The sequence below is a fragment of the Sulfurimicrobium lacus genome (genome assembly GCF_011764585.1).
Lineage (GTDB): Bacteria > Pseudomonadota > Gammaproteobacteria > Burkholderiales > Sulfuricellaceae > Sulfurimicrobium > Sulfurimicrobium lacus.
Map to the genome: position 1 here is coordinate 1,795,647 of NZ_AP022853.1, position 17,318 is coordinate 1,812,964.

The 17,318-nt window shown below is 60.6% G+C and carries 15 protein-coding genes; 8 read left to right on the forward strand and 7 right to left on the reverse strand.

Annotated elements, in window-relative coordinates:
* The 3 genes from SKTS_RS08875 to SKTS_RS08885 all read left to right on the forward strand — a co-directional run bounded on the left by SKTS_RS08875 (position 1) and on the right by SKTS_RS08885 (position 2,985).
* Entirely contained in the window at positions 1 to 714 is a 714-nt protein-coding gene (locus SKTS_RS08875; protein ID WP_173063452.1) for an ABC transporter ATP-binding protein, read from the forward strand.
* Positions 715 to 716: 2 nt separating this feature from the next.
* Complete coding sequence (locus tag SKTS_RS08880) at positions 717 to 2,027, forward strand: hypothetical protein (protein WP_244617484.1); 1,311 nt, start codon at positions 717 to 719, stop codon at positions 2,025 to 2,027.
* 136 nt (positions 2,028 to 2,163) lie between these two features.
* Positions 2,164 to 2,985 carry a type IV pilus assembly protein FimV gene (locus tag SKTS_RS08885; RefSeq protein WP_173063455.1) on the forward strand — a complete coding sequence of 274 codons (822 nt, stop codon included), beginning with the start codon at positions 2,164 to 2,166 and terminating at the stop codon, positions 2,983 to 2,985.
* Positions 2,986 to 2,988: 3 nt separating this feature from the next.
* On the opposite strand, the gene SKTS_RS08890 is transcribed toward SKTS_RS08885, so the two are convergent.
* From SKTS_RS08890 to SKTS_RS08900, 3 genes are read right to left on the reverse strand one after another with little or no spacing between them, the layout of a single operon-like run.
* Positions 2,989 to 4,437, reverse strand: a complete 1,449-nt coding sequence (locus tag SKTS_RS08890; RefSeq protein WP_173063458.1) for a hypothetical protein — start codon at positions 4,435 to 4,437, stop codon at positions 2,989 to 2,991.
* A gap of 20 nt (positions 4,438 to 4,457) precedes the next feature.
* A complete protein-coding gene (locus SKTS_RS08895) occupies positions 4,458 to 5,669 on the reverse strand; it encodes an ATP-grasp domain-containing protein (protein WP_173063460.1) in 1,212 nt (403 codons plus the stop codon).
* Between the two features lie 15 nt (positions 5,670 to 5,684).
* Entirely contained in the window at positions 5,685 to 7,139 is a 1,455-nt protein-coding gene (locus SKTS_RS08900) for a pyridoxal phosphate-dependent decarboxylase family protein (protein WP_173063462.1), read from the reverse strand.
* A 124-nt stretch (positions 7,140 to 7,263) separates the two neighbouring features.
* On the opposite strand from SKTS_RS08900, the gene SKTS_RS08905 reads away from it, so the two are divergent.
* The gene (locus SKTS_RS08905) at positions 7,264 to 8,058 is read left to right on the forward strand and encodes a secretin N-terminal domain-containing protein (RefSeq protein WP_173063464.1); all 795 of its coding nucleotides are present in this window, start codon (positions 7,264 to 7,266) and stop codon (positions 8,056 to 8,058) included.
* Between the two features lie 24 nt (positions 8,059 to 8,082).
* On the opposite strand, the gene SKTS_RS08910 is transcribed toward SKTS_RS08905, so the two are convergent.
* Positions 8,083 to 9,708 carry a methyl-accepting chemotaxis protein gene (locus tag SKTS_RS08910; protein ID WP_173063467.1) on the reverse strand — a complete coding sequence of 542 codons (1,626 nt, stop codon included), beginning with the start codon at positions 9,706 to 9,708 and terminating at the stop codon, positions 8,083 to 8,085.
* 217 nt (positions 9,709 to 9,925) lie between these two features.
* On the opposite strand from SKTS_RS08910, the gene SKTS_RS08915 reads away from it, so the two are divergent.
* Positions 9,926 to 10,816 carry a tetratricopeptide repeat protein gene (locus tag SKTS_RS08915; protein ID WP_173063470.1) on the forward strand — a complete coding sequence of 297 codons (891 nt, stop codon included), beginning with the start codon at positions 9,926 to 9,928 and terminating at the stop codon, positions 10,814 to 10,816.
* Positions 10,817 to 10,848: 32 nt separating this feature from the next.
* Entirely contained in the window at positions 10,849 to 11,529 is a 681-nt protein-coding gene (locus SKTS_RS08920) for a DUF599 domain-containing protein (protein WP_173063473.1), read from the forward strand.
* A gap of 33 nt (positions 11,530 to 11,562) precedes the next feature.
* Here the strand turns inward: SKTS_RS08920 and SKTS_RS08925 are convergent, their stop codons facing one another.
* Complete coding sequence (locus SKTS_RS08925) at positions 11,563 to 12,597, reverse strand: AI-2E family transporter (RefSeq protein ID WP_173063476.1); 1,035 nt, start codon at positions 12,595 to 12,597, stop codon at positions 11,563 to 11,565.
* A 91-nt stretch (positions 12,598 to 12,688) separates the two neighbouring features.
* Here SKTS_RS08925 and SKTS_RS08930 point away from each other — a divergent pair, with 91 nt between their 5' ends.
* Complete coding sequence (locus tag SKTS_RS08930) at positions 12,689 to 13,240, forward strand: YaeQ family protein (RefSeq protein ID WP_173063479.1); 552 nt, start codon at positions 12,689 to 12,691, stop codon at positions 13,238 to 13,240.
* A 32-nt stretch (positions 13,241 to 13,272) separates the two neighbouring features.
* The gene (locus tag SKTS_RS08935; RefSeq protein WP_244617485.1) at positions 13,273 to 15,519 is read left to right on the forward strand and encodes a SulP family inorganic anion transporter; all 2,247 of its coding nucleotides are present in this window, start codon (positions 13,273 to 13,275) and stop codon (positions 15,517 to 15,519) included.
* A gap of 15 nt (positions 15,520 to 15,534) precedes the next feature.
* Here SKTS_RS08935 and SKTS_RS08940 read toward each other — a convergent pair whose 3' ends face one another.
* Both SKTS_RS08940 and SKTS_RS08945 read right to left on the reverse strand, forming a co-directional pair.
* Positions 15,535 to 16,698: a GGDEF domain-containing protein gene (locus tag SKTS_RS08940; RefSeq protein WP_173063482.1), complete on the reverse strand. Its 1,164-nt coding sequence runs from the start codon at positions 16,696 to 16,698 to the stop codon at positions 15,535 to 15,537.
* A 232-nt stretch (positions 16,699 to 16,930) separates the two neighbouring features.
* A complete protein-coding gene (locus SKTS_RS08945; RefSeq protein WP_173063485.1) occupies positions 16,931 to 17,245 on the reverse strand; it encodes a hypothetical protein in 315 nt (104 codons plus the stop codon).
* Between the last annotated feature and the right edge of the window lie 73 nt (positions 17,246 to 17,318).

Genomic DNA, 17,318 nt, shown 5'->3' on the forward strand with positions numbered 1-17,318 from the left:
ATGGACAAAGCCATCGGCATCCACATCGAAGGCCTGAGCAAGCGTTACGGCGCGGGCGACACCGCCGTCGATGCGCTCAAGGAAGTGAACATGAGCGTGGCTCCCGGCGAGGTAGTCGGACTCATAGGTCCGAGCGGTTCCGGCAAGACCACCCTGCTCAAATGCCTGGGGGCGGTGATCGAACCGACCAAGGGCCGCATGACCCTGGGCGGCGAAGTGATATACGACAACGCCTGGAAGATTGCCGACCTGCGGGTGCTGCGCCGGGATCGTATCGGCTTCATCTTCCAGGCGCCTTACCTGATCCCCTTTCTCGACGTGACCGACAACGTGGCGCTGTTGCCCATGCTGGCCGGGCGGCCCAACGGGGAAGCCCGCGCCCGTGCGCTGGAACTGCTGCAGGCACTCGATGTGGCGCACCGGGCAAAGGCGGAAACCGCCGAGCTTTCCGGCGGCGAACAGCAGCGGGTGTCCATCGCCCGGGCGCTGGCCAATCGCCCGCCGGTGGTCCTGGCCGACGAACCCACCGCGCCGCTGGACAGCGAGCGGGCGCTGGCGGTGATGCGCATCCTCAACCAGATGGCCAGCCAGTACCAGACCGCCATCATCGTCGTGACCCATGACGAGAAAATCATCCCCACGTTCAAGCGCATTTACCATATCCGCGACGGGCGGACTTTCGAGGAGGCTGGCGAGGGGCTGTCTCTGGAGTAAATATGAATACCCGTGCGTCCATCATTCCTCTGCGTGCACCAGTGATTCGGCGCAATTTTTGCGGCTGGCTGGCCCTGATCACAATGCTCCTGCTGTGGCTTACGCCAGCGGCAGCCCAGTCCGACGATCTCTGGGTCACACCCGGCCCGGACGGCCGCATGCATGTGCAGCTTTATTTCTTCTGGTCGGCCACCTGCCCGCACTGCCTGGAGGCGCGGCCTTTCGTCGAGGCCATCCCGTCCGTCCGGCCCTGGGTGACGCTGCATTCCCTGGAACTGACCCGGCACCCCGCGCATGCGCGCCAGTACCAGGACATGGCGGCGCAACTGGGGCAGGAGGCCGCTTCGGTGCCGGCCGTGCTGTTCTGCGGGGAGATGCACGTGGGCTGGGACGCGGCCGAAACCACCGGGGCGGAGATGCTGCGTCGGCTCGATGCGTGCCAAGCGCGGGTGCTCGCGGGTGCTGTGGCCCCCGGTCCGGCACCGGCCAAGCTTATGCTCCCGGTGCTGGGCGAGGTGGACCCGCAGCATTTTTCCCTGCCCTTGCTGACACTGGCTATCGCCGCGCTGGACGCCTTCAACCCCTGCGCCTTTTTCGTGTTGCTGTTCCTGCTTTCCTTGCTGGTGCACCAGAAAAGCAAGAAGCGTATGCTCGCCATCGGCGGCATCTTCGTGCTGTTTTCCGGGCTGATGTATTTCGCCTTCATGGCCGCCTGGCTCAGCCTGTTCCAGTTGCTCGGCAACCTCGCCTGGGTGACGCTGGCGGCCGGGGCGCTGGCGGTGCTGGTCGGCGCCGTCAACGTCAAGGATTTCTTCGCCTTCGGGCAGGGGCCGAGCCTGTCCATCCCGGAATCGCGCAAGCCGGACATTTACCGCCGTGCCCGCGCCATCGTCAGCGCCGACAATCTCCCGGCGATGGTCGCGGCAACGATATTTCTGGCGATTGCCGCCAATTTCTACGAGCTGCTGTGCACGGCCGGCTTTCCCATGGTCTATACCCGCTTGCTCAGCTTGAGCGGATTGCCGCCAGCCGGCCGATATTTCTACCTGGCCTTCTACAATCTCGTCTACGTGGTGCCGCTGGCGCTCATCGTGCTGGCATTCGTGCGCAGCATGGGCGCGCGCAAGCTGACGGAACGGGAGGGGCGGCTGCTGAAGCTGCTGTCCGGCACGATGATGCTGGAACTGGGCATGCTGCTGCTGATCGCGCCGGAGCGCCTGAACAATCTGGCCGTGGCATTCGCTTTGCTGGGCGTTGCCGTGCTCGCCACCTGGGTCGCAGCCTGGATCACCAGCGCAAAAAAACAAGCCTAAGGAACCCCTGATCAAGTCATCGCGACCGCGTTTGACTTGATCAGGGGTTCCCTAAGGGCTGGCCAGTATCATTTCGGCTTCCGTGGTGCCGTAACCGTGTGCTTGGAGTAAAATTGGTTACAACGGACCAAAACTCATGAATCACCTAGATAAAACAATTTCCATCCTGACCCTGCCCGGGCTGGCTTTCTTGAGCGGCCGGGCCGCGGCTGCATCGGAATACGCCGGCCTTCTGGATGACTTTTTTCATTTCGACGCCAGCAGTCTGATCTGGATGCTGATCGGGGGGGCGATTGTCACCACGGGGGTTATTCTTCGTTCGCGCGGCGCCCGCGAGGCCGATCCATCGATGCGCAAGCCTGCGCTGCAAATGCCTTCCGAGGCCAAACCGGCGACAAACGGCGAAACGCGTGGTGGCAATAACGATGTGGCACGCACGGCGCAGTATTGGCTGGATCTCGACGAGGCCACCACCGTTACGGTAGAGGAGATGTCGTGCATCGAGGAAGAGGCGGAAGTTTTTCTGATGATGGGCCGCCCAGACATGGCGATCAAGTTGTTGCGCGATTACCTCGAAGCCGAGCCGGACTGCAAGGCCAACGCATGGTTCAAGCTGCTTGATATCTACCACGTCCAGGAATTGCGCGAACCTTTCAACCATCTGGCGAAAGAGATCAAGACGCGCTTCAATGTAGCGCTCCCCACCTGGGAGGCCAATCGTGCCGTTGCGCAATTGCGCTATGGGCTCGAGCATTTCCCCAATTTGCTGTCCAAGATATCGCAGCACTGGAATGACCCGTCGGGGCTGGAAATATTACATGAGCTGATGAGGGAGAATCGTCAGGGCGAACGCATGGGCTTTCATGAGGAGGCCTTCCGGGACATGCTGTTGCTGTCCGATGTGCTCGAGGCGAGGATGGCCGAATCAGCGGCGCAAGCGGACAGTCCGGACGATTGACACCTAGTTTTTTGCTAGGCGCATCGCCAGTTGAGCTGTTTTGTCCAAAGCCATCAAGGCGCGCCCGATCACCGCAGCAGCCCCATCGTTTTTCGTCGCCTCGACGACGAGTCGCGCGCTGACGCACAGGCGTAGCGCGCTGACCGTCACCCCGTCGCGCATGCCGCAGGCCACCGGCTGTCCCAACTGGCAGCGCAACGCCGCAGTCTCTCTGGAAGAAAAATAACCCTCTCCGCTCAGGTCCAATTGCAGGAGGCGGCTGATCCGTGTCGTTTCTTCAGCGTTCAATGGCTTCCTTCCGCTTTGAGAATCGTTGCGATATAGCAGGAAAGGAAATATCGTCGGGATCGCGTCCCACCGCGTCGCCGCAACCAACGGGCGACGGTCGAGGGGCGGCGTTGGCAGTAGCTCGAATAGCGGATCGGTTGCCAAACGGTTGCGGACCGCCTGTGCAAAATCCCGCAGGAAATCGCAGACGGCGTTTTCCGGTAGCGCGCGGAAGGCGCGCAATTCCGTCAATGCGGCTTCCCAGCGCAACAGCAAGCCGGGGTTTGTCCCGCCGACCGAGCCGGGCAGGGCGGGACGGCGAATATTGTTGCGCAGATGCGGCGCTGCAGTGGAAGGAATCAGCAGCACACCGGAGAAGGTCGGTCCGGCGATGAATTTAGAGCCGGTCAGACCCACCATGAAGCCCTGTTCCAGGTAGGCGCGCAGGGTCGAGTTCGCGATGCGGAACTGGCATGCATCGACCAGCACGTCGATCGACTCGGGCCGCAGGGCATGGAGTCTCGCCACACAAGCCGGGCTTGGCGCGATCAGCCCGGTCTTGGAGACGTCGACCAGAATCAGTAGTACGCGCTGCCCTTGCGCACCGGCCGCGGCTGCCAGCGTTTCCACTTCGGCGTCCACCTGCGCGGCGGGGCGCGGCGTTCCGTCGCCATGGCGTATCGGTACGCTGGCGATTTCAAGCCGGCTGTCGGCGGCCAGGGAGCTTGCCACGCCGCTGCCGGTTTCGGCTGTCTCCACCATGATGGCCAGTGTGGGCCGGTCTTGCGAGGCGCCGACGAGTTGCCCGGCAAGCGAGTGCAGGTCGGTGCCGGACGAGGCGAAGATGGCATCCAGCCCCGGAAGATCGGCAATGCCGCATAAGCGGATCAATTCCTGGCGGATATGTTCGAATTCGCGTTCATAGACGATATCTGGCGTCTCCGTTGCAGCGGCGTTGAGGACGCGGTTGCGCAGCCCGTCCGCAGCGGCAAAGCCCGCCGCCGAAATGGCTGTGGCGGTCGACGAGCCGAAGGCGGCCAGTTCCGGGTCGGGAAACGGCGTGCAGCCGTAGCGGTTCGCGCCGCCATCGGGATCAAGTGCGATGCGGGCATCCCCGCCGGCGACCAGTAGCTGCGCGGTTTCGGGCAGACTAGGGGCGGCATCCTGTGGATGAGGGATCGGCATCCTGTTGCGGGCGCTGATTTTCAGGGTTGCTTGCGCGCGGCGTCGACCAGCATGGCGCTAAAAGCCGCAAACACTTTCTGCATCTGGGGCCGTTTGTAGGGAAAGAGGTCGACCGGGTCGATCGCGTGCACGATCATGTTGCTGTCCACTTCGAATATCAGCAGCTTGCCATCGCTGCTTTCGCCGCAGTCGATGCCGAGGTAATCGAGTCCTGCGCGCTCGTGGATCGCGTGCAGGGCGGCGGCGTGGCGTTGCGCGAAATCGGTGTCGAAGCTGTCCATGCAGCGCGCTTCTTCGGCGCGTTTTTCGGCGCTTTCTGCCATTCCTGCGTTGAGGTAATGGATCATCCAGTGTTGCGAAATGGCGAGATGGCAGAGGAATGGCCGGCCGTCGATCAGCACGATGCGGTATTTGCGGAACAGGCCGTCCGGCGCACGGTAATCGACGAAGCGCGCGATATAGAACTCATCCTGCGGCATGGCCTGCAGGTAGGCTGCGATGGCTGCGGGATGGTCGAGCTTCTCGAGCCCCTGGCCGGCGTGCGAATCGACCGGCCGGACGATGACCGGGAAGGCGCCGTCTTCGAGCACGCCGGCGATGTCCAGCACTCCTGCGCCGATGCGTTGCAGCGTTTGCCGGTCGACGCGCAGCGTGGCCGGCATGACCACGCCCGGCGTCGATTGAAGCAAGGCGCAGGCGGCGTCGCGCGACATCCGGGCGATGCGCTCGGGCTGGTTGAGCACCGGGCGCGGCCAGGTTGCGGCGACACGCTCGAGTTCCTTCAGCAGCGGCAGTGTCTGGTCGGATTCGCCCACGGCGACGAACAATATGTCGTGATCGGGCAGCGCGGCGGGAGAGGGCAGGCCCGGCCCGATATAGAGGATGTCGAGCGCGATGCCGGAATGCTCGAGCAGGAATTCCACCGGGGTGTTGGACATCAGATCGCCCGGCGCCATGATGGCGAGCACCTTGATTTTTGCCGCGTCGGCGGCGGTCGGCGGCGTGTAAATCTGCTGCATGGCCAGTGCCTGAAGCTGGGTGGCGAGGGCGATGTCGCGGTTCCCCCTGAGTTGCAATACCGTCGACAGGTCCATCAGGGCGTTGGCATCTTCCGGATTGCGCCCGGCGCGGGCGACCAGTTCCGCACCCAGCGGCCCGAGATCGACCCCGGAATAGGCCATTTTCATCAGTGCGGCCAAGCCGATCAGTGGTTCCTGGTTGTGCTGATTCATTGTGCTTTCTTTGCGTTAAATGGTTTGAGTTCTGGCCTCGCCGAACGCAATCGTGGCCTGCAGCAGAGCGTCGATGTCACTCGTTGCGGTGCGGTGGTTGATGATCGCGGCGCGAATGGCGAGGCGGCCGTTGACGGTGGTGGTGGAGGGCGCGGCGATGCCGGACTCCTGCAGGTCGACGGCGATTTGCGCGTTAACCTTGTCGGCATCCGCGCAGCGGTAGCCGAAACACACGATGTTGAGCGAAACCGGGGCGAGAAGTTCCAGCATCGGCGCTTGCTCGATGCCTGTCTGCATGTAGCGGGCCAGCGCACAGGTGGCGGAAATGCTCTGCCCGAGTTTTTCCGCGCCGTAGGCCTTGATGGTGAACCAGGTTTTCAGCGCCCGGAAGCCGCGCGAGAGGTCCGGCCCGAAATCGCACGGCCACGGCGACCCACCGGCCAGGCCGCAGCTTTCACGCCGCAGGTAGGCCGCGGGCGAGGCGAAGGTGTCGTAATGGAGCGCCCCGTCGCGTACCAGGATAAAGCCGGCATCGTAGGGCACCTGGCCCCACTTGTGGAAATCGAAGGCGATGGAGTCGGCGCGCTCGATGCCTGCCAGGCGCGGCGCAATGTCCGGTGCCAGCATGCCGAGGGCGCCGTATGCACCGTCGATATGGAACCAGATTTTTTCCTTGTGCGCGATGTCCGCCAGCGCGCGCAGGTCGTCGATGGCGCCGACGTCGACCGTGCCGGCGGTGCCGGCGATGAAGAAGGGGGTGAAGCCTGCGGCGCGGTCGGCGGCGATACGGTGTTCGAGGGCGGCGAGATCCATTTCGTAGCGCTCATTCATCGGGATGATGCGCAGGCTAGCCATGCCTAGCCCCGAGAGATCCATCGCCTGCGCGATGCAGCCATGGGCGCCGGCCGAGGTATAGGCGCTCAGGCGCTTGTCCCCGGCGGCGATGCCGTGCTGGCGCACGCCGAGGCCGAGGGCGGCGGTTCTGGCTACCAGCACTCCGATCAGGTTCGCCATGGAGGTGCCGGTGACGAACAGGCCGCTGGCGCTGGCGGGAAAACCGAACAGTTCGCGCACCCACTGCACCACCTGACGTTCCACCTCGACCGGCATCTGGTCGCGCCCGCCCAGGTTGGCATTCAGACCGGCGGCGAGCATGTCCGCCAGCATGCCGACCGGCGTCCCGCCGCCGTGAACCCAGCCCATGAAGCCCGGATGCGCGTTGCCGACTGCGTAAGGGAGAATGTCCTGCATGAAGCTGGCGTGCAGTGCGGCGAGGTCGCCCGGCTGCCGTGGCAGGGGTTCGTGGAACAAGTCGCGCACCGCCTGGGGGATAGGCTGCCAGACGGGGCGCTCGCGCAGGTGTTCGAGATAGTCGAACATGTCGTCGAGCATGCGGTGGCCTTGTGCCCGGATATCATGCCAGTCGGCGGGGTCGAGCGTGCTTTGCGGGGGTTGTGGTTTTGGGTCCATCAGGGTGTGGGGCTTGGTTGGGAGAGCGGGTCCGGACTGACAATTCCGGGAATGGTAAGATACTAATGCAGATTAGGGTAGCAATACCTGTACCGGCAACGCGGACATGAATGGAGGACTGAGTATGAAACGCTGGCTTTTGCTCCTGGTGCTATTGTTTTCCTTCAGCGCGCTGGCACAGCAGGAACTCGAAATCATCCCGCTCCAGCATCGTGCCGTGGAACAAGTACTGCCGGTCATCAGGCCTTTCGTCGAGGCGGGCGGTATGGTTTCCGGCATGAACAACCAGATCATTCTCCGCGCCAGTCGCAAGAACCTCGAACAGATCAGGGAAATCATCGCCAACCTGGACACCCCCCCGCGGCGCCTGATGATATCCGTCAGCAGCGATATCAGCCAGGAAAGCGCGCGCCAGGGCGCTGCCGTTGCGGGGCGGATAGAGTTGGGGGAAGGGGGCGGCACCCGGATCAGGGGGCGGGTTTACGACACTCTCAGCAGCACCAGCAGGAGCGGCAACCAGCACATCCAGGTAGTCGAAGGCGGGAGCGGCTACATCGCGATGGGACGTTCGGTGCCGGTTCCCATGCGCCAGGTGGTGCTTGGCCCGGGCGGGGCGATCGTCTCGGAAGGCGTGGTGTACCGCGATATCGGCAGCGGCTTCCACGCCGTACCCCGAGTGGCAGGCGATACGGTCACGCTGGAGATCAGCCCGCAGTTCGATGCGCAGGAACGCGGTGCGCCGGGCGCTGCCACGATTCAGCGGCTTTCCACCACGGTTTCAGGAAGGCTGGGCGAATGGATCGAGCTTGGCGGCAGCGTTCAGGAAGAGGACTCGCGCGAGCGCGGCTATACCAGCTACGGCGCGGGCAGCCAGCGCGACAACCGGCGCGTGTGGCTGAAGGTCGACGAAATCAAATAGCTGTTCCCGTAGCGAGCGGGGCGCTTAAACCTTGAATTGGCTAATGGACTGTCTCAGCTGGTCGGCTACGCTCTTGAGACGCATGGCTTCCTCGTCGGTCTGCTGGGCAGCCATGCTGTTTTCTTCGGCCATGTAGGCGATGTTTTCCACATGTTTGGCAATTTCATCGCTGGCTGAGTGCTGCTCCCTTGCCGACAAGGCGATGTTCCCCATGCCTTGATTTACCCGGGTTACGGTTTCGGTCGTTCCTGTGAGTATGAGTGCTACTGACTTCATCATTTCCTGGCTGGCCTCGATGGAGCTCATGCCCTGATGGATGGCCTTGTCCACGTCCATGGAATATTGTCCGATGGACTGCGTTACGGCGTCGATTTCACTCGCCGCCTGACTCGATTTCTCCGCCAGCTTGCGAACTTCATCCGCCACCACCGCGAAGCCGCGCCCCTGTTCTCCCGCACGCGCCGCTTCGATGGCGGCATTGAGGGCGAGCAGGTTGGTTTGGTCGGCAATGTCCTTGACCTGCCGGGTCATGTTGGTAATGGTGGCAGTGCTTTGGACGAACTGGCCGACCGAAGCTGCGATTTCCTTCACCGCATTGCCAACCTGGCCGACCTCGCCTGCCAGTTTCGAGATGCTGGCATTGCCTTCGTGCGCTTGTTCCTGGCTAGAGTGGGCGAGCTGGCGCATCGACTCGGTCGATTCGGTTACGGACGCAATGCTGCTGGCCATTTCCTCCACGGCAGCCGCAGTGGCGCTGGACTTTTCGCTTTGCTGCTGGCTGCTTTCCCTTACCTGGGAGGTGGCCGCTGCCATGCTGGTGGATGCGCTCAGAAGTTCGTCGGATGCGGTGGAAATGCCTGCAATAATATTGCGCAGTTCCCCACGTATGCGCTCGGCACAAGCGGAGATCCTGCCGATTTCGTCGTGGGAGGTGTGCAGGATGGCCATGGAAAAATCCCCGGTGGCCAGGCGTTCCAATCCTTCGACGGTCTGACGGGCTGGGTGAATGATGCTGGTGCGAATCATCCAGACCAGCACGACGGCGGCGAGCAGGGTTGCCAGGGTCATCAGGAAGATGCTGGTTTTGATGCCGCCATATCCGTTCGCGACGGCTTGTTTCGAAGTGTTATTGGCTAATACGGAGATGGCTTCCGCGGCCTGGGTCAAAAGCCCTGTGGGTGCTCGGTCCATTCCCTTGACCGAATGGTCACCGGCCTTGCTGTCAAAATTGGCGTCCTTGAATGCCTGCAAACCCTTGCGGTAGTCCTCTCCCATCTTTTGGTGTGCGGCCTGGAAGTCTTCCAGAAGCTGGTGGGCCTTGGGGTCCTTTACCGTTTTCAACAGACTCTGGACATTTTCCTGCACTTTGCGTTCATGTTTTTCGAAGCCGCCCCAGTACTTGTCGAGTGCGGCCGGGTCGCTGCCACGCAGCAGGGTGTCCTTCCATTCCTGCACTTGTTTCTTGAATTCGGTTTGGGTGTCGAGGATGGAAAATGCTTCATCGCTATGGGCGCTGACTTCTGTCTCGAATGTATGGATGCTTTGCCATGAAACCCAGAAGCCATAGAATGCCCCGCTCAGGAGCAGGGCGAATCCAATTGCGGAAATCGCCAGAAGTTTATTGAGAATACTGCGGTTGACCCAGCTCATGCACGACCCCTTGAATTTTATGTAGACATCATTTGCGAGGGATTCTAGTTCTCGAATGACATTATTACAATACCATGACGTAAATATGGTCTTTAGTGTGTGTCATATGTGGAGCGAAATTGGAGGTTGAACTTTTTGTGCAAAAATTGAACTTAATTCTGAAGCAAGCAGACTAAAATCTCTTGCGTCCAAAAATCACCATGAAGACTGCTCTGGCATGAATATTAAATTCGCCCTGTTTCCGCTACTGATATTTTCGCTGCTTCCCAATCCTGGCAACGCCATGACTGCGGAGGAAACCACCATGATCAGCAATGCTGCGGAACGCGGCAACGATGGAGCGCAATTGCTTTTTGCCATCGAATACCTGCATGGCGACGGCGGCGTCAAGAAAGACGAAAAGCTTGCTGCATACTGGTTCGAACGCGCCGGCGCGCAGGGGAACTCGACCGCCCAGCTCATGTTGAGCGATTTATACGAGCAGGGTCTGGGCGTGCCGAAGGACCTGAAGCTGTGTGCCGATTGGCGCATCAAAGCGGCGAACCGGGGCAACACGACGGCCCAACTCAAATTGGGAAAGATGTACCTCGCGGGTAACGGCGTCGAAAAAGATGCCGAAAAAGCCAAGTACTGGCTCAACCGTGCCGCTGTGGAAGGGAGTGGGGAAGGGAACAGCGAAGCGCAGTTCCTGCTCGGCCGCATGTACCTGCAGCGCAACGCCAGCGAGAAGGACCGCAAGCTGGCAGGTAACCTGCTCGCGCAGTCCGCCTCGCAGGGTTATGCTTCCGCGGTAGAATTCCTGAAATTCATGCAGGATGCGGGCTACGAGTTTTCCGAATTCCTTCACAGTCACCCGGTCGATATTCACAAGCTGGCCGAGGATGGCGACGTGAATAGCCAATACCAGTTGGCCACCCGTTATGAAAGCGGGCACCTGGAAAAGCAGGACTACGTGAAAGCCCTGTACTGGTTTCACAAGGCAGCAGAAAAAGGCGACAGGATGGCCATGAAGAGCCTGGCGCATATCTACGAAAAGGGTCTGGATGGCGTTGCGGTGGACGCGAAGACCGCAAAATACTGGGCCGACAAGGCGCAGGAAAACCAATAATAAATATCAATTAGGATAGGGCAGTAGTTAAAATGATCATCGGCTGGAGCTCAATTTCGTACGACCTGATTAGCCTGGCGCTAAGCGTCATCTTGCTTGTGGCATATCACGTCTATCTCAACTACAAGATCGGCCAGAACCCCGCCTACACGGTGCAGGCGGTAAATGTCATGGCGCGCACGATCTGGGTGGAGACCATCATGCACGAAGGCAAGGACATCCTGGCCGTGCAGACGCTGCGCAACTCCACTATGGCGGCAACGTTCCTGGCCTCGACGGCCGTGTTGCTGATTATCGGCGTGCTGACCCTGACCGGGCGCGGCAACGAATTCAGCGATTCATGGCATGCGCTCAACATGATGGGCGGGCGCCATACCGAACTGCTGCTGGCCAAGCTGCTGCTGATGCTGCTGGACCTGTTCGTGGCATTCTTCTCTTTCTCCATGTCCATCCGGCTTTACAACCATGTCGGGTTCATGATCAACGTGCCGCTCAAGCGCCGTCACAAGATCATCAACCCCCAGCACGTGGCGATTCACCTCAACCGCGCCGGCAAGTACTACAGCATCGGCATGCGCGCCTATTATTTCCTGCTGCCTCAGGTGTTCTGGCTGTTCGGCCCGCATTTCATGCTGGCCGCCAGTGTCGGCCTGATCTTCGCGCTCTATCAAATCGACCGGGCACCCAAGAGCATGCGGACCGAGACGGTATGAAAACGTCCGTTTCTGGCGAAACCGGCAGTAACGCTATGACTCGGGTGTCAGTTTCCGCATCAGGCTGAACCCCACTGCCAGCAGCGTCGGGCCGATAAAGATGCCGACGAAGCCGAAAGCGAGCACGCCCCCCATCACGCCGAGCATCACCAATAGAAACGGCAGGCTGCTGCCGCGGCTGATAAGCAGGGGTTTGATGATGTTGTCCACGCTGCTGATGAGGAAGATGCCCCACAGCAACATGAAAATGGCCCACCCCGTTTCGCCCTGCTGGAACAGCCAGATCGTCGCGCCTCCCCAGACCAGGGGCGGGCCAACGGGGATCAGGGACAGCAGGAAGGTGGCGACGCCAAGCAGCAACGCGGCCGGCACGCCGGCGATGGCGAAACCGATGGTTGCCACGATGCCCTGTGCCAAGGCGGTTCCCAATAATCCGTAGGCGACGCCGCGCACCGTTCCGTTGACGATGGCGAGCATGTTCGCGGCCTGATCCCCGGCCAGCCTGTTCATTCCCGCCCCGATCGATCGTATCAGGGCCTCTCCATCGCGGTAAAAGAAGAAGCTGATGAACGCGGCCAGGCTCATTTCCATGACGCCTTGCCCCAGCACCATCCCGCTAGCCAGGAGGAAATTTCTGGCAGGCTCCAGCATGCGTTTCGCCAGGGCGAGCATTTCCTCCTGGCTGGAGACGATATTGCGCCAGTACTCCTCGATCGGCCCCCCCACCAACGGCAGCCCGGTCAGCCATGTCGGCGGCTCCGGCGGGCCGGCATCAATGGACTCTTTGACTGCGTCGTAAAAAGCCGAGACGTTGTCGGCGAGGTTGTATGCCACCAGCGCCAGCGGCAAAATGACCACTATGATGAGCGATAGCGTCATGCTGAGTGCGGCGAGGCTTTGCCGGTTTTTCAGCCTGCGCAGCAGCCAGAGGTACATCGGCCAGGTCGAGACGCAAACCACGGCAGCGAACAGCATGGCGGTCATGAAAGGCCTCAGCACAAGCAGGCAACCTCCGACCAGAATGATCACGGCAGCAAGTTGCGCATAAATTTCAAAGCGTTTTTCCACGGTGGCAGGCCTTTCCTTACTCGCTAAATTGCAAAAAACGGAACGCCAAATCAGGTATTCTTCAGCGTTTTATCCAAGGTAACGGGATTATATGGCTCTTAAAGCAACTATTTTCAAAGCCGATCTGCAAATTTCCGACATGGACCGCAATTACTACCATGAGCACGCGCTGACCATCGCGCGTCACCCCTCCGAAACCGACGAGCGCATGATGGTGCGCGTGCTGGCTTTTGCGCTCCACGCCCATGAAGCGTTGGCGTTCGGCCAGGGCTTGAGCACCGATGACGAGCCCGACCTGTGGCAGAAGGACTTGACCGGCGCCATCGAGCTCTGGATAGACGTCGGCCTGCCCGACGAAAAACTGGTGCGCAAAGCCTGCGGACGTGCCCGGCAGGTATTCATCTATACCTACGGCGGGCGCGTCGCCGATATCTGGTGGGATCAGAATTGTTCCAAGTTCGAGCGCTCTTCCAACCTCGCCGTGGTGAATCTGTCGGTGGAGAGCAGCCGCGCCATGGCCAAGCTGGCGCAGCGCAACATGCAATTGACCTGCACCATTCAGGACGGTCTGGTCTGGCTGGCGGACAAGGAAAATACCGTGCAGGTGGAAGCGACTGTGCGCAAGGCGCCGCCATCCCTGTAACATGACGGGAATATTACGGACTTGCGCATCCCATGCGCGGCATTCAAGTGACAGCCATGACGCCAACAGCAATAACAGACGGATTTAAGAGATTTTTCGGCGGCAAGCACCTGTCGGGCGATATCTGGGGCGGCCTGGCTTCCATGCTGGTGGCTTTGCCCGCGGCCATTGCCTTCGGCGTGACCATCTACGCGCCCCTGGGCGGTTCGTTCGAGGCGCAGGGTGCGCTTGCCGGCGTGCTCGGCGCCACCGCGCTGGGGCTGGTCTCGCCGCTGTTCGGCGGCAGTTCGCGTCTGATCACCTCGCCCTGCGCGCCGGCTGCCGCGGTGCTGTCGGCGCTGGCCATCACCTTCACCCAGCAGGGCGTTTTGCCGCTGGCCGTGCTGTTGCTTCTGGGCATGATCGGCCTGTTGGCCGGCAGTATCCAGATCGCCCTCGGCCTGCTCGGTGTCGGCAGGCTCATCAAGTTCATCCCGTTCCCGGTGGTCAGCGGGTATCTCAGCGGTGTGGGGCTGATCATTATCGGCAGCCAGATTCCGAAGCTTCTCGGCGTACCTGGTGGCGTGCACCTGCTCGCTGCCTTGCGCGCGCCATCGACCTGGGTGTGGCAGTCCCTGCTGGTCGGCGCCGCGGTGATCGCGACCATGGTGCTGGTGCCGCGCATCACGCGTGCCGTTCCTGCGGCGATTCTCGCGCTGCTGGCCGGCGTGGCGAGTTACCAGGTGCTGGCGTGGATAGACCCGGCTCTCATGACCACCCACAACAACCCGCTGCTGGTGGGCGCGCTGGCGCAGGGCGAGAGCGGGCTGCCCGATATCCTGCGTCAGCACTGGCAGGCGCTTTCCAGCCTCGAAAGCGCCAATGTTCTCGGGGTGCTGCTGCCCGCGCTCACGCTGGCGGCGCTGCTGTCGATCGATACCCTGAAAACCTGCGTGGTGGTCGACAACATGACCAACTCGCACCACGATTCGAACCGCGAACTGGTGGGGCAGGGGCTGGGCAATATTGCCTCGGCGATGATCGGCGGCGTGCCCGGATCGGGCACCATGGGCGCTTCGGTCATCAACATTTCCAGTGGCGGCACCACGCGCCTTTCCGGTTTCATGGCCGGCGTGTTTACGCTGATCGCTTTCCTTTTGCTGGCGCCGCTCATCGCCTGGGTGCCGATCGCCGCCCTGGCGGGCATTCTCATCGTCATCGGTTTCCGCATGATAGACACGCACAGCCTGGCGTTCTTCTTCAGCCGGTCCACGCGCTTCGACTTCCTGGTCATCCTGTCGGTGATTCTGGTGGCCATTTTCGGCGACTTGATCGTGGCTTCCGGCGTGGGTGTGGCCTTGGCGATCCTCCTGTTCATCCGCGAGCAGACGCGCAGTTCGGTGGTGCGCAACCGTTTCGAAGGCAATGAAGTATTTCTCAAGCATGCCTACAAATTCCAGGACATGGAACGCATCGCCCGCAATGCCGCCGAATCGGTGGTGTTCGAACTGCAGGGCAGCCTGTTCTTCGGCACTGCGAACCAGTTGCAGCTGGCGCTGGAGCAGGAAGTAGGCACGCGCAAATACGTTATCCTCAGCATGCGTCGCGTGCAGTCGCTGGATGTAACGGCGACGCACATGCTGGAACAGATCAAGGACCAGTTGGAAGAAAAGGACGCTTACCTGGTGTTCTGCGACATTCCCAAGGGGTTGCCCAGCGGACTCAAGATGAAGCGCTTTCTCAAGGACACCGGGGTGGTGCGTTCGAGCAACAAGGCATTCGCCTTCCGCGAACTCGACGAGGCGCTGGAATGGGTGATGTCGCAGGGGGACGGTGCGGTGGTCAGCCAGAACCTGCCGGCTCTCGAACTGCGGCAAGTTCCCATCTTCATGAACCAAAATGAAGAAACGCTGAAAACGCTGGAGGCAGTCATGACTGTCCGACACATCCAGGCGGGTCATAAAATACTCAGCGCCGGGGACGAGGACGATGAACTGCTCATGATTCGTCGTGGCACGGTCAAGGTTACGGTGCCGATCCACAAAAAGGACAGCTATCACCTGGTGACCAGCGGACCGGGAGATTTTCTTGGCGGCATGGGTTTTCTCGAGGGTGGCGGCCATGCGACCGATGCGCTGGCGCTTTCGGATGTCGAGGTTTACGTGTTGACGGGCAAGAACTTCAGTAATTTGGCCAGGCAGTACCCTAATCTGACGCTCGCCATCATCGAAAACGTGGCGCTTAACCTGTCGATCCGGCTGCGCATGACGATCGCCGAACTACAGGCCCTGCGTGGATAGCGAAGCAACCTCGGATTAAGTCCCGCACCCCACCACCGCGTCTTTCCCTGTGCTTTTGGCTTGATACATGCGCAGGTCGGCGATGGCAACCAGTTCATCCCAGGTCTTAGCGTTGTCGGCGGTATATTCGGCAATGCCAAAACTTGCCGTTTGCGGCAGGTTGTCCGGGCGCAGCCCAAAGCCCTGTTTACGCAGTTGCGCTACCTTTTCCATGGCTATGTCACATGAAGCATTGGGCAATACCAGGATGAATTCCTCCCCGCCCCAACGCAGCAGCAGATCGCTCTTGCGCATATTCTTTTTCACTGCACTGCTAAATCTGGCCAATACCCTGTCGCCCTCGGTGTGACCGTAGAAGTCATTCACTTTTTTGAAGTTGTCGAGGTCGAAGAAGACGACGGAAAGCGGCTCATCGTTTCTTTTCGCCAGGTGAAACAGGAAATCCAGCAAGTCCACGCCGCTCAGGCGGTTCAGCGCGCCGGTGAGGGAGTCGCGCGCGCTGTGTTCGACGATGACCGACATGAAAGACAATTGACTCATGCCGGCCAGGGTCGCGACGGAGGTGATCAGGAACAGCAGCCAGAATGCGCCCAGATGGGAACTCCAGCTCAACATGTCTACCTGCATGACTGCCACTACCCCTTCCGACAACAGGATAGGGGTGGCAAAGGCAAGTCCTTCCTTGGCAGTCAGGGGGAATACGCTCAATCCGGCGGCCATCACAAAGGGCAGGAAGGCGTAGCCCGCGGCGATCGCATCGGCCATGCCGGCCATTTGGTAATGGGACAGCAAGGGGTGGGAGAACAGAAAAAACGCTGTCGGAATGGCAAACATGGCGGCCATTCCGCGGTAAGCGATGCGGATGTCGGACGAGCCGCGGCAATAAAGCGCAAGAAGGATAAAAGCAGCGCTGGTCACGATGCGGCCAGCCATGAGCATGGCCATGATCGGCCAAGGGAAAGCCAGCACGTCTATGATGATCCACAGCGGCGTAAGAACGGCGAACGCCCCGGCGACCAGGCGTACCCGCGATGAGATGATTTCAGCCCGGCGCCGAGAAAGAAGCGGGGAGTGCTCGTGTGCGGAGAGCAGTGCCGGGAAGCCAGCGTAGGACTTGGAAGCGAAAATTCGCTTCAGTGTCGTTTTTGCGGCGATCGATAGCGAGTCGGGAACTTTCATTTGGCGCCCCGCATAACGGAGACTGCGACCGGAACGGTGGCGTTTTGGAGAATCGTATCAATACTGTTCGGTAGCATATTTGTAATCTGAAAATTTCGGCAAAGAATGATAGTGGAACTTTGTCTTGTTGTTGTCATAGGGTAAATCCCTATGTTTATTAGGGGCTAAATCCTACAGCACAATGCGAGGCGTGTGTAAAAAAGGAGTCCGAGCAGCCGGTTTCCCGGGTGTGTCAGGCGAGGACATTGACGACTCGGCCGACTACTTGTCCGCTGGTATTGACTGTCGGTGGCGGTGTCTGCGCGGTCGGCGGTGCGTTGTGAGTGAGTCGGTCCACTCCCGTTTGCAGCGCCTGGGACGTCTGCGTTTGCTGGAGCGCACGGGTTTGCCTCTGCAGCTGTGCGAGCCGCGCCCGGTCCTGTTGCAACAGGCGCTGGTCTTCCTGCAGTCGGGCCTGATCTCCATTCAAACGCGATTCGTCCGCAGCCACTCGCGCTTGAGCCAGAGCGGTCGATATATAGGAACCATTGATAGGTGCTAAAGCCATGATATTCACCGCCATCATGCTTGGATATTTTCTTCTACTCCGGGGCCAAGCAAAAGGCAAGTTCCATAATTAC